10 protein-coding genes are annotated in these 12,542 nt (G+C 64.0%); 5 read left to right on the top strand and 5 right to left on the bottom strand.

Translation table 11 applies throughout. The annotated features are described in order from the left end of the window. Positions 1-58 precede the first annotated feature (58 nt). Positions 59-961, bottom strand: coding sequence for an EamA family transporter (locus JKL45_RS02155; protein WP_201859468.1), 903 nt, complete (start codon positions 959-961; stop codon positions 59-61). Positions 962-1,148: 187 nt separating this feature from the next. Here JKL45_RS02155 and JKL45_RS02150 point away from each other — a divergent pair, with 187 nt between their 5' ends. The 3 genes from JKL45_RS02150 (at position 1,149) to JKL45_RS02140 (ending at position 4,721) form a co-directional block, all read left to right on the top strand. Further along, positions 1,149-2,549 carry a D-alanyl-D-alanine carboxypeptidase family protein gene (locus JKL45_RS02150; protein WP_201859467.1) on the top strand — a complete coding sequence of 467 codons (1,401 nt, stop codon included), beginning with the start codon at positions 1,149-1,151 and terminating at the stop codon, positions 2,547-2,549. Between the two features lie 115 nt (positions 2,550-2,664). Then, the gene (locus JKL45_RS02145; protein WP_201859466.1) at positions 2,665-3,570 is read left to right on the top strand and encodes a DMT family transporter; all 906 of its coding nucleotides are present in this window, start codon (positions 2,665-2,667) and stop codon (positions 3,568-3,570) included. Between the two features lie 5 nt (positions 3,571-3,575). Further along, entirely contained in the window at positions 3,576-4,721 is a 1,146-nt protein-coding gene (locus tag JKL45_RS02140; protein ID WP_201859465.1) for a CobW family GTP-binding protein, read from the top strand. Here JKL45_RS02140 and JKL45_RS02135 read toward each other — a convergent pair. From JKL45_RS02135 to JKL45_RS02125, 3 genes are all read right to left on the bottom strand, one after another. After that, positions 4,718-5,485 (bottom strand): ABC transporter permease, encoded by a 768-nt coding sequence (locus tag JKL45_RS02135; protein ID WP_201859464.1) that lies wholly within the window; start codon positions 5,483-5,485, stop codon positions 4,718-4,720. The two genes, JKL45_RS02140 and JKL45_RS02135, sit on opposite strands and share 4 nt — an antisense overlap. A gap of 7 nt (positions 5,486-5,492) precedes the next feature. Continuing rightward, on the bottom strand, positions 5,493-6,284 hold the full coding sequence (locus JKL45_RS02130) for an ABC transporter ATP-binding protein (RefSeq protein WP_210345647.1): 792 nt from the start codon (positions 6,282-6,284) through the stop codon (positions 5,493-5,495). A 158-nt stretch (positions 6,285-6,442) separates the two neighbouring features. Further along, positions 6,443-7,480 carry an ABC transporter substrate-binding protein gene (locus JKL45_RS02125; protein ID WP_201859463.1) on the bottom strand — a complete coding sequence of 346 codons (1,038 nt, stop codon included), beginning with the start codon at positions 7,478-7,480 and terminating at the stop codon, positions 6,443-6,445. Between the two features lie 297 nt (positions 7,481-7,777). Between JKL45_RS02125 and JKL45_RS02120 the strand changes: the two genes are divergently transcribed. After that, positions 7,778-8,785 carry a TerC family protein gene (locus JKL45_RS02120; protein ID WP_201859462.1) on the top strand — a complete coding sequence of 336 codons (1,008 nt, stop codon included), beginning with the start codon at positions 7,778-7,780 and terminating at the stop codon, positions 8,783-8,785. Between the two features lie 43 nt (positions 8,786-8,828). On the opposite strand, the gene JKL45_RS02115 is transcribed toward JKL45_RS02120, so the two are convergent. Beyond that, positions 8,829-9,290, bottom strand: a complete 462-nt coding sequence (locus JKL45_RS02115; RefSeq protein WP_201859461.1) for an Lrp/AsnC ligand binding domain-containing protein — start codon at positions 9,288-9,290, stop codon at positions 8,829-8,831. A gap of 114 nt (positions 9,291-9,404) precedes the next feature. Here JKL45_RS02115 and putA point away from each other — a divergent pair, with 114 nt between their 5' ends. Then, positions 9,405-12,503 (top strand): bifunctional proline dehydrogenase/L-glutamate gamma-semialdehyde dehydrogenase PutA, encoded by a 3,099-nt coding sequence (putA, locus tag JKL45_RS02110; RefSeq protein ID WP_201859460.1) that lies wholly within the window; start codon positions 9,405-9,407, stop codon positions 12,501-12,503. Positions 12,504-12,542: the final 39 nt, after the last annotated feature.

The raw sequence follows: 12,542 nt of genomic DNA, 5'->3' as shown, positions 1-12,542 counted from the left end.
AATACGTTCACGACTTATGTAACGTTGTTCGTTATCATGCGACTGCCGCAGCGACAAGCTAACCTTGGAACAGGAGGAGCAGGGCAACTCCTGTAAGAATGAGCAGCATTCCAGCCAGTTCGCGCTTTGTTGTCGCCTGCGCCAGGAAATGATGGGACACAGCCTGCGCCATCAGCACCTCCACCAAGGCGAGGGTGCGCACATTGGCCGCCGTGGTGAGCGCAAAGCCGATGAACCAGAACTGGGACGCCAGCGCTCCGAGGAACCCTGCTCCCAGGGAGGGGCGCCACGCCGCGAAGCTCGCCATCAGCGCCTTGCGATCGAAAAGGCCGAGCCAGACGAGGAGAATGGCGGTCTGCAGGCCGAGGCCCCAGACTAGGGTCGTGGAGGCTCGGATCAACGGGGAGCTCCCGTCGAGGGACAGGATCGCGCCGCGAAAGCCGATGGCGGCCAAAGCGAAGAAGGCCCCCGAGGCGAGGCCGAAGAGAATGGGCCTCAGGCCGGATGAGGTCAGGCTCGTACCGGGCTTCACCGACATGAGCAGCACGCCGCCTGTAGCAACCGCGATGGCGAGCGCCATGGCCAGGGTGAGCGGGTCCCCTAGGAGCACCAGCCCGAAGAGGGCCACCTGCACCGGCTCCGTCTTGGTATAGGCCGTGACGACGGAAAAGGCGCGCTCCCGCATGGCCGAGAGCATCAGCGCGGTGGCCAGGATCTGCGTGAGAGCGCCCATCAGCGCATAGCCGAAGAAGGCTGCATTGGGCGCCGGCGGCGTTTCACCGGTGAAAAGGCTCATGGCCGTCAAGGCGAGGAGCGCGAAGGGAAAACCGTAAAGGAACCGGACCTGGGTTGCCCCCACGGTTCCGATGGTCTCGGTAAGGCGGCGCTGGGTGGCGTTGCGGCCGGTTTGCGCTGCTGCGGCTAGAATGGTCACCGGAATCCAGAGAAGGGATGCGCTCATGTCGACCTTTAATCCGCGCGGCTCTTGCCACTCTCTTGCCATGGAATTCGTTAAGAAGGGGAGACAAGCAACCAACAAGGGGCCAAACCTAGCCAAGGCCAAGGTTTGGCACTACAAATAGCCCAGCTTACAGGCGGGGCCGATCCATCCTCTCCTATCGTCGAACGAAGCCAAGGAGTCGTTCCGCATGAACGTTAGCCGAGCCCTCCGCGTGACAGCCTTTGCCCTTGCCGCCCTGATGAGCGGTTCGGCGCTGGCTTCCGGCGGCCCTGCTCTTGTCGTCGAACTCGAATCCGGCCGCGTTCTCCACGCCGAGCGGGCGACCGAACCCTGGTTTCCGGCCTCCATCACCAAGCTGATGACGGCCTATGTGGCTCTCGAGAAGGTGCGCTCCGGCCAGATGAGCATGGACACGCTGCTCATCGTGTCCGAGGGCGCCGCCGCCCTGCCCCCGTCGAAGATGGGCTTCAAGCCCGGTACGGAAATCCGGCTCGACAACGCCCTCAAGATCATGATGGTGAAGTCGGCGAACGACGTCGCCGCCACCATCGCGGAGAATATCGGCGGCTCGATCGACGGGTTCGCCGAGCTGATGAACGCCCACGCCCAGCGCCTCGGCATGGTGAGCAGCCGCTTCGCCAATCCCCATGGCCTGCCCGACGATCGCAACCAGACCACGGCCCGCGACATGGCAATCCTTGCCCGCGCGCTGCTGACGGAGTTCCCGGACCACAGGGACCTGTTCGATATCGGGGCCGTTCAGTTCGGCCGCCGCATCATGCGCAACACCAACGGCCTCATCGGCCGCTATCCCGGCGCGGACGGCATGAAGACCGGCTTCATCTGCTCGTCCGGCTTCAACGTGGTGGCGAGTGCCCACCGCGACGGCCGTCATCTCATTACGGTCGTGCTCGGTGCCCCCTCGTCCAACGAGCGCACCATCAAGGCCGCCGAGCTGTTCGACCGCGGCTTCAGCAGCAAGGTGAACTTCACCAATCCGGAGCTTGCGGCGCTGCCGGTCTCGGCCAATACCAGCCCGCCGGACATGCGCCCGGTCATCTGCGACCGCCGCGGACCGATGCCGCAGGAAGATGACGCTCCGGCCGTCGCCGAAACCGACAGCAACATTCCGAACCTGTTCTCCTCGGAGGTCATGGCTTTTGCCGGCGCTGCCGCCAACAAGCCGGTGCGCACCGTGCTCGGGCCCCGTACCGCCGTTGAGCCGGAGAAGGTCTGGGTGGGGTTGAATCCGCCCAGCGAGGCCGAGATCGCCGCACAGGCGGCAGCCGAAGCTGCGGCCGAGCAGGCGCGCAGGGCGAAGACCAAGAAGGCGGCTGCTCCCAAGAAAGGCAAGGCAGCAGCCAAGCAGGAAGAAGCCGCGGAGCAGGATGACGAAAAGGCTGCTGAAAAGGAGCCCGCAAAGGCAACAGTCAAGAGCACCGACAAGGCCAAGACCCCGCCGCGGGTCAGCGTTACCGTGAAGCCGGTGACGGGCGCCAAGCCAGCGGCAAAGCCCGCAGCGGACACCAAGGCAAAGGCGCCTCAGAAGGCCGATGCGGCCGGGAAGCCGAAATCCGTCGCGAACTGATCCGCTGGATCACCATGTGTGAGCAACGCCCGGTCCTCGACCGGGCGTTTTTCTTTAGCCTTGCAATTCGTGCCTGTCCGGGCAAACCCTTCGGGCCCGTCATGCAAGTCCTCCCATGAATCACTCCTCCCCGGCCAGCGGCCTGCTCTTCGCCCTCGTCTCGGCAAGCCTCTACGGCTTCAATATCGTCTATGCCCGCATGGCCTCCTTTGCGGGTGCAAGCGGCTCTGCCATCGTGGTCTACCGGGTGTTCCTGATGCTGGTGCTGGTCGGCATAGTGGCGGCCGTCATGAGGAAATCCCTCAAGGCTGCCCGTGAGGAGCGCGGCACCCTGCTCCTGCTCGGCGTCGCCACGGCGTTCGTGGGCATCTGCTATCTCTCGTCCGTCGCCTATATCCCGGTCACCGTGGCGGCCGTGGTGTTCTACACCTTCCCTATCCTGATCGTACTGGCGAGCCCCTTCGTGGAGGGCACGAGGCTCACGCCGACATTGCTGGGGGTCGTGGCCGTTGCAACTCTCGGCGTGGCTCTCGTCGTCGGCCCGGCCTTCGGCGGTCTCGACTGGCGGGGCCTTGCCCTTGCCTTCGGGGCGAGCATCGCCACGGCCATCCAGTTCTTCGCCGCCGCGCGCTGCCGCAGGACTGGCGTCATGGCCAAGACGTTCTGGATCCATGTGCTTGTCCTGCCGACAGCTGCGCTCATCAGCCTGGCGGCCGGGCAGCTTGCGCCGCCCTCCTCTCTCGCTGCCGCGCCTTTCGCCGTTGCCATGACGGTCGGCGGCTACATCTTCGGCTTCGTGCTGCAGTTCCTGGCGCTCGGGCGCATCACGGCAGTGGCTGCCGGGATCATATACTGCACAGAACCCGTGGTGGCCGCCATCTCATCGGCTCTCATCCTCGACGAGGTCCTGTCACCCCTGCAGATTGCGGGCGGCGCCCTTGTGCTGGGAGCCATCATAGCCAACGTTGTGCTGGAGCAGCGCCGTCTTAAAAGTGCACCCCTGGTGCCGATTGCGGATTGAACACGATGACGAACAGCCCGATGATCCCACCCGCTCCCCTTCCGCTCACCATTCTCACGGGCTTTCTCGGCTCGGGCAAAACCACCCTGCTCAACCGGCTCTTGAAAGATCCGGCGCTGCGGGACAGCGTGGTGATCATCAACGAGTTCGGCGAGATCGGCCTCGATCATCTGCTGGTGGAAAAGGTCGACGAGGGCATGGTGCTGCTCTCCGCCGGCTGTCTCTGCTGCACCGTGCGCGGCGATCTCATCGCGACGCTGGAGGACCTCCTGCGCAAACGCGACAACGGTCGCATCATGCCGTTCAAGCGCGTGATCATCGAGACCACGGGTCTCGCCGATCCGGCGCCGATCCTGCACGCGGTGCTCTACCATCCGTATCTGTCCATGCGCTATGCGGTGGAGGGCGTGGTGACCGTGGTCGATGCGGTGAATGGAACTGGAACCCTCGATGCTCATCGCGAAGCGGTGAAGCAGGCCGCTGTGGCCGAGCGCATCGTCCTCTCGAAAACCGACCTCGTGACCGATGTGTCAAAGCTCTCAGAGCTGCGGGAGAGGCTGCGTCAACTCAATCCCGGCGCAACGCTCCTGGAGGCTGATGCGTCCACGGAGGCTATCATCGCGGGTGGCCTCTTCGATCTCGACGGCAGGATTGCCGATGTGGCCGAGTGGCTGAAGACGGAGGCTGTCGAAGCGGCCGAGCGGGAGAGCCACACACACCAGCACGGGCACCATCACCACCATGACGGCCATGATCATCACCATCATCACGATGTGAACCGGCACGATGAAAAAATCCGTGCCTTCTGCCTCACGAGCGACCAGCCGATCCGCCAGGGCACGCTGGACATGTTCCTCGACCTCCTGCGCTCATCGCAAGGCGCGAAGCTTCTGCGCGTGAAGGGCTTGGTGGCCCTGGCCGAAGATCCGGAGCATCCGGTCGTGATCCACGGCGTGCAGCACGTGATCCACGTGCCGGCCGTGCTGCAGCGCTGGCCAAGCGAAGACAGGCGCAGCCGCATCGTCTTCATCGTGGACGATCTCGAACGCGACACGGTGGAGAAGCTCTGGGACGCCTTCCTCGGCAAGCCAGCTGTCGATCAGCCAGACGCGACGGCACTATCGGATAACCCGCTGTCGCTCCGGCGCTAAGCCGCCATCTGCGAGCGCTGCGCCCAACCGGTCATGGAGCGTTCCGCATAGGCCGTGATGGCATACATGATCACGCCGAGCACCGCGAGAACCACGAGGGCGGCCCAGACGAGGGGCACCTCGAAGGCGGCCGAGGCCCGCGTGAGCAGGTTGCCGATGCCCACATTCGAGGCGTTCTGCTCACCGATCACGGAGCCCACATAGGCGAGCGTGATCGCGACCTTCAACGAGCCGAAGAAATACGGCATGGCGCGGGGCACGCCGACCTTGAACACGATGTCGCGCTTCGAGGCGCCGAGCGCCCGGAGCACGTCCTCCATCTCGGGCTCCACCGTGGCGATGCCGGTCGCCACATTCACCACGATAGGGAAGAACGAGATCAGGAAGGCGGTCATCACCGGAGGGACCCAGCCGACGCCGAACCAGAACACCAGGATTGGCACCACGGCCACCTTGGGGATCGAGTTGAAGCCCACGAGCAGCGGATAGGTGCCTGCATTGATGAGCCGCGAGGAGCCGAGCACCATCCCGAGCAGGAGGCCGAAACCGACTGCGAGACCGAAACCCGCCAGCGTCATCCAGAGGGTGTGCATGGCGTGGTAGGCGAGCTGGCTGCGGTATTCCCACACGGCCCACATGATCGTCGAGGGCGCCGGCAGGATGAAGCTCGAGATCTTCAAGACATGGCAGAGGATCTCCCACAGGGCGAAAAACCCGACGGTAAAGACCCAGGGCGCCAGGGCGAGCTTGTTCTTGGTTTTCATGGGTTCCTCACGCCGCCTGGCGCGCCTGCGCGATGTGGCCTCGCAGCTCGTGAACGAGGGCCGAAAATTCTGGCGTATAGGTGATCTCGAGATCACGCGGCCGCGGGAACTCCACCTCCCGCTCGGCGACGATGCGACCAGGCCGCGCGCTCATGCAGAAGATGCGGTCCGCCAGGAATGCCGCCTCGCGCAAGTCGTGGGTGACGAGAATGATCGTGACCTTCTGGGCTGCGTGGAGGTCGCGCATCACGCACCACAACTCCTCGCGGGTGAAGCTGTCGAGCGCGCCGAAAGGCTCGTCGAGCATCAGGAGCTTGGGTTCGTGAATGAGCGCGCGGCACAGGGAAGCGCGCTGCTGCATACCACCGGACAATTGCCAGGGAAACTTATGACCCTGTCCTTTGAGGCCCACCTGGGCGAGCAGGCTCTCGGCCTTTGCCACATATTCTGCCTTGTGCCGCCGCAGTCGGGAGCGGTGAGGCTCCACGATCTCGAGCGGCAGGAGGATGTTGTCAAGGGTGGTGCGCCAGGGCAGCATCGTCGGGTTCTGAAACGCCATGCCGGCGAGCTTCACCGGCGCGCCGACCTGCTTGCCGTCCACGATCACGGTTCCCTCGACGGGAAACTGCAATCCGGTGGCAAGCTTCATCAGGGTGGACTTGCCGCAGCCCGAAGGGCCGACGATGGCGGCGAACTCGCCTTTGTTCACTTTAAGATTCAGGTTCTGGACCGCCGGCAAGCCGTCCTCCGCCCGCGCATAGACGTGGGTCACGTCGTGGATGTCGACGAAAACAGACAAAGGGCGCTCCGTGGTCTCACCCTCCCCTTGAGGGAGAGGGTCGGCCGTCAGGCCGGGGTGGGGTGGGATGCGCGACTTTGAAGAACGTTGCGTTTCCACCCCACCCCGCTCGCTTATGCTCGCGACCCTCCCCCTCAAGGGGAGGGTAAGGGAAGATCTCAGTTCACCTTGCGCTGATCGGCGGCGGGAAGGAACTCCTCCGTGAACACGGCTTCCACACTGGGCTTGGCCTTGTAGGTGAAGGTCAGGCCGATCTGGTCGAGAGCCTTGGCAAAGCGGGCCTTGTCGATGCCGCCAAAGCCGTTCTCCTTAACCCAGGGGGTGATCATGTTCTGCTCCAGCACCATCTTGAGGCGCTCGAGCTCCACGTCCTTCTTGGCCACGTCGTTGCGCTTGATCACGGCATCGACTGCGGTTGCGGGATCCTTCACCGTGTCCTGCACGCCCTTCATGATAGCGCGCAGCAGGCCTTTCACGGCCTCTGGCTTCTCCTGGGCGAACTTCTGCGAGACGATGATCGTGTTGCCGTAGAGATCGACGCCGTAATCGCTCATCTGCAGGACGACGATGTCCTCCGCCGGCACGCCGCGGGACTTCAGGTTGATGTAGGACGACATGGAGAAGCCGAACACCGCATCGACCTCACCTTGCGCCAGCATGGGCTCGCGGACCGGAAAGCCGACATTCTCGAACTTCATGGTGGAATCGTCGATCTTGTTCACGGTCTTGAAGATCGGCCATTGCGCATAGGCGCCATCCGCGGCCGGCGCCCCGAACTTCTTGCCCTGGAGGCTCGACACCTCCTTGCTGATGCCACGGCTTTTGCGGCCAATGAGGGCGAAGGGCGGCCGGTCGTAGATCACCATCACGGCCTTGATGTCGGTGCCAGGATTCTCATCGCGGAAGCGCACGAGGGAATTCACGTCACCGAAGCTAACGTCATAGGTGCCGGAAGCCACACGGGAGATCGGTTCGCGGGAGCCCGCCGCCGGATCGATCGTAACGTCGAGGCCCTCGGCCTTGAAGTAGCCCTTGTCGATAGCAACAGCGAAGGGGGCCGCCGGCCCTTCCCAGCGCCAGTCCAGGGAGAACCGCACCGGGGTCTGGGCCTGGGCCGCCGCGGATCCGAGAAGCGCGGCTGCGCCCGCCATCATCCCCGTGATCCACTTGGCCTTGGTCGAACGATCCGCAAACATCACCGTCACCTCTGTTTTATGTTCGGGAGCCTTGTGGCGCCATTTCAGCCACCTGCCCTGTTCTTGACCATGCAATCAGATCGGCGCCTCGGGTCAAGTCTCTTGCCATGGCATTCCTGCCTCCCGGACAGGCATCTGGCAGAAAATTGAGCAGAAATTCTCAACCTTGAGACCCTTGACGGTCTTGAGAGCGCTCCCCACGTTGGACCCATCGGTGACCGGGCCCCTCTGGCAGGACGCTAGCGCGACTGTGATGTCGGAGCCGATGCTTGAACATAAGCAATCATAGGTCCGGTTATGCCAGAATTCCTTCTCATGGAATGGCTGGGAAAGCCCGTCTGGATGTGGACGGCCTTCCTGAGCCTTGTCGTTTTTCTCCTCGCCTTCGATCTCGGTGTCCTGAACAGGAAGGACAAAGAGCTCGGCGTGAAGGAGAGCCTTCTCCTGTCTGCCTTCTACATCGGCATCGCGACCGCTTTCGGTGCCTATATCTGGTGGTCGTTTGAAACCGGCCTCCTGGTGACAGAGGACGGGACCCATGCGGGTATCTCCTACTTCACGGGCTTCCTCATCGAGAAGTCTCTGTCGATCGACAACGTCTTCGTGATCTCGCTGATCTTCAGCTACTTCGCGATCCCCCGAAAATACCAGTACCGGGCCCTTGTGTGGGGCATCATCGGCGTCATCGTTCTGCGCGGCATCATGATCGCCGTGGGCGCCGCCCTGGTGCAGGAATACGCCTGGATGCTCTACATCTTCGGCGCCTTCCTGATCGCGACGGGCATCAAGATGCTGATCGTTCCCGAGAGCGATCCCGACATCGAGAAGAACGCGATGGTTCGCTTCCTGCGCAAGCACATGCGGGTGACGAACCGCCTTCACGACCAGCGCTTCTTCGTGCGCGAGACCGACCCGAAGACGGGTAAGCTCGTCACTTGGGCGACGCCGCTCTTCCTGGCCCTCGTGGTGATCAACGTCGCCGACCTGATCTTCGCGGTGGACTCGGTGCCGGCGATCTTCGCCATCACCACGGATACCTTTGTGGTCTATACGGCCAACATCATGGCGATCCTGGGTCTGAGGGCGCTCTACTTCGCGCTCGCCGCCATGGTGCACCGGTTCCACTACCTGAAATATGCCCTGGCGCTGGTGCTCGTGTTCATCGGTGGCAAGATCTTCTGGAACCAGCTCGTGGGCAAGCTCGATCCCACCATCTCGCTGGGCGTGACCCTCACGCTCATCGCGGGTGGCGTCGTCTACTCGCTCTGGAAGACGAAGGACGAGCAGGAGACCGTTGCCGGCTAAAGCTTAAAGACGGGAGAGGCGGCGAAAGCCGCCTCTTTCACGTTTAAACCGGCAACATCCCGTCGCTCTTCACCTCCTCCATCACCGCATAAGTGCGGGTCTCCTTCACGCCCGGCAGGGCAAGAAGAATGTCGCCGAGGAAGCGGCGGTAGGCGGCCATGTCGGCCACGCGGGTCTTCACCAGATAATCGAAGCCGCCCGCCACCATGTGGCACTCCAGAACTTCAGGCGCCCGCTTCACGGCCTCGGCGAACTTCTCGAAGACATCCGGCGTCGTCTTGTCGAGGGACACTTCTACAAAGACAAGAAGCCCGAGCCCGAGCCGGTGCGGGTCCAGCCTCGCCCCATAGCCGGCGATGAAGCCCTCCCGCTGGAGGCGCTTGACCCGGTCACTCGTCGAGGTAGGAGACAGACCGACCTTTTCGGCCAAGTCCACATTGGCGATGCGACCATCCGCCTGAAGGGCTTTGAGGATCTTACGATCCGTTCTGTCCAGATCCGTCATTTTCACGGCCTTCTACATTCTTGTCCGGGATCCATAAGGCAGAGTCCGGTATTTTGCCATCGAAACACGGTCAGTGGCCTCATATATTCCGGGGAACATCCAGAGGAAATCACAATGACCCCTGCCCTCGGCGCTGCCCTGCCCTTCAACCCTCCTTTTGCGGAAGACGACAAGGCCATTGCGGCCCGCCTCCTTGCCAGCTCTCGCCTGTCGCCGGAGCGGGAGAAGCGCGTGGACGAGCAGGCGGCCCGCCTCATCGAGGCGATCCGCGCCAAGGGTGGCGGGCTCGGCGGCGTCGAGGAGATGCTGCGGGAATATGCGCTCTCCACCAAGGAGGGGCTGGCCCTCATGGTGCTGGCCGAGGCGCTGCTGCGGGTGCCCGATGCCGCCACCGCCGACCGGCTCATCGAGGACAAGCTGGGACAGGGCGATTTCGCCGGCCATGAGTCGAAGTCCGATGCCTTTCTCGTTTCGGCTTCGGCCTGGGCACTCGGCATCACCGCGCGGGTGATTCAGCCCGGCGAGACGCCGGAAGGTATTCTCCGCCAAGTCACCAAGCGCCTTGGGCTTCCAGCGGTGCGCACGGCAACCCGCCAGGCCATGCGGGTGATGGGCAACCACTTCGTGCTCGGCCAGACCATCGAGGAAGCCCTCAAGCGGGCAGGATCCTCGAAGGGCCGTGTGTACCGCTATTCGTTCGATATGCTGGGCGAAGGCGCCCGCACGGCCGACGATGCGCGCCGCTACTTCGCTTCCTATGCCTCGGCCATCGATGCCATCGGCCGCTCTGCCGGCAACGAGCCTCTGCCGAACCGTCCCGGGATTTCGGTGAAGCTGTCGGCCCTGCACCCGCGCTACGAGGCCACGAGCCGGGAGCGGGTCATGCGCGAGCTCGTGCCGCTCGTGATAGAGCTGGCGCAAAAGGCCAAGTCCTACGACCTCAACTTCACCATCGATGCGGAAGAGGCTGACCGGCTCGAGCTCTCTCTCGAAGTCATCGAGGCCGTGCTGACCGATCCATCGCTTGCCGACTGGAAAGGCTTCGGACTTGCGATCCAATCCTACCAGAAGCGCGCCGGCTCGGTGATCGACGCCATCGCGGCTATGGCGGAGAAATACGACCGCCAGCTCATGGTGCGCCTCGTGAAGGGCGCCTATTGGGACACGGAGGTGAAGCGCGCCCAGGAGCGCGGGCTCGACGACTACCCGGTCTTCACCCGCAAGGCGATGACGGATCTCCACTACATGGCCTGCGCCGAGAAGATGCTGAGCTTGCGCCCACGCATCTACCCGCAATTCGCCACGCATAATGCGCTCACCGTCGCGTCCATCATCGAGCGCGCCGGCGGCACGGAAGGCTACGAGTTCCAGCGCCTGCACGGCATGGGCGAGGCGCTCTATGCGCGCCTTCTGGAGGACAATCCCGGCCTCGCCTGCCGCGCCTATGCGCCGGTGGGGGGCCACCGCGATCTCCTCGCCTATCTCGTGCGCCGTCTTCTGGAGAATGGCGCGAACTCGTCCTTCGTGTCCGTCGCGGCGGATCCGAACGTACCTGTGCGGGACCTGCTGAAGCGCCCTGCCGACATCATCGTGTCCGCCGACAAGGCGCGCCATCCCAAGGTGCCCTTGCCGCGTGATCTCTATGGATCCGAGCGCGCCAATTCGAAGGGCGTCGAGTTCGGCCATGAAGCCTCGCTCGATGCGCTTCTGGCGGAGATCAGAAAGAGCGGCCAGCAGAGCTTCAAGGCGGAAGTTCTCATCGACGGCAAGGCGGCCTCAGGCGCGTCCCGCCCGGTCGTCAGCCCCATCGACGGCAGCACCGTTGCCGGCCACGTGACGGAAGCTTCGCCCGAGGTGGCGGATCGCGCCATGGCGGCTGCGCAGGCGGGCTTCGCCAAGTGGAGCCGCACAGACGCGGACATGCGCGCCAAGGCGCTGCAACGCGCTGCCGATCTCCTGGAGGAGCGTCGCGGGGCGCTGCTGCACCTGCTGCAGGTCGAAGCCGGCAAAACCCTCGACGATGCGCTCTCCGAGGTGCGCGAGGCAGTCGACTTCCTACGCTATTACGCCGTTCAGGGCCGCACCCTCTTCGGCAATGGCGACCTCATGCCGGGACCGACGGGCGAGAGCAACATGCTGCGTCTTCGCGGCCGCGGCGTGTTCGTGGCAATCTCGCCCTGGAACTTCCCGCTCGCCATCTTCATCGGCCAGGTGAGCGCGGCGCTCATGGCCGGCAATGCCGTCGTGGCCAAGCCCGCGGAGCAGACGCCCCTGATCGCGGATCTCGCCGTGCGCATCCTGCACGAGGCCGGCGTCCCGAAAACAGCCCTTCATCTCGTCCCCGGCGATGGACGCGTCGGTGCGCGTCTTGTGGAGCATGAACGTGTGGCCGGTGTGGTGTTCACTGGTTCGACGGAAGTCGCCCGCATCATCAACCGCACGCTCGCGAACAAGGACGCGGCCATCGTGCCGCTGATCGCCGAGACCGGCGGCATCAATGCCATGATCGTCGACGCCACGGCTCTGCCCGAGCAGGTGGCGGACGACGTGGTGACCTCCGCGTTCCGTTCCGCCGGCCAGCGCTGCTCGGCACTTCGTCTGCTCTGCGTGCAGGACGATGTGGCCGACCGCATGATCGAGATGATCGCCGGCAATGCCCGTGAGTTGAAGCTCGCCGACCCGCGCGAGATCTCAGCCCATGTAGGCCCGGTGATCGACCGCGAGGCCAAGGACAAGCTCGACGCGCATATTGCCGATATGAAACGGCGGGCGAAGGTGCATTACGCCGGCGAGGCGCCTGCGACCGGCACTTACGTGGCACCGCATATCTTCGAGCTCAACCGGCCGCACGATCTTGCCCAGGAGGTGTTCGGTCCGGTGCTGCACGTGGTGCGGTATAAAGCAGACCGCCTTGAAGATGTGCTGCAGGCCATCGAGGGCACAGGCTATGGCCTGACGCTCGGCGTCCATTCCCGCATCGATTCCACGGTCGAGCGTGTTGTCGAGGCCTTGTCTGTCGGCAACGTCTATGTGAACCGCAACATGATCGGCGCCGTGGTCGGCGTGCAGCCCTTCGGCGGCCATGGCCTCTCCGGAACGGGTCCGAAGGCAGGCGGCCCGCACTACCTTCTGCGCTTTGCCACCGAGCAGACGGTGACGATCAACACGGCGGCAGCCGGCGGGAACGCCAACCTGATCGCCATGGGGGAGTAGAGCCTCGTGAACTCCCTCTCCCGTTTGGGAGAGGGTTGG

Source organism: Microvirga soli, assembly GCF_016734765.1.
Lineage (GTDB): Bacteria > Pseudomonadota > Alphaproteobacteria > Rhizobiales > Beijerinckiaceae > Microvirga > Microvirga soli.
The sequence above is the reverse complement of the archived record's forward strand: the minus strand, read 5'-3'. Positions and strand labels throughout refer to the sequence as shown.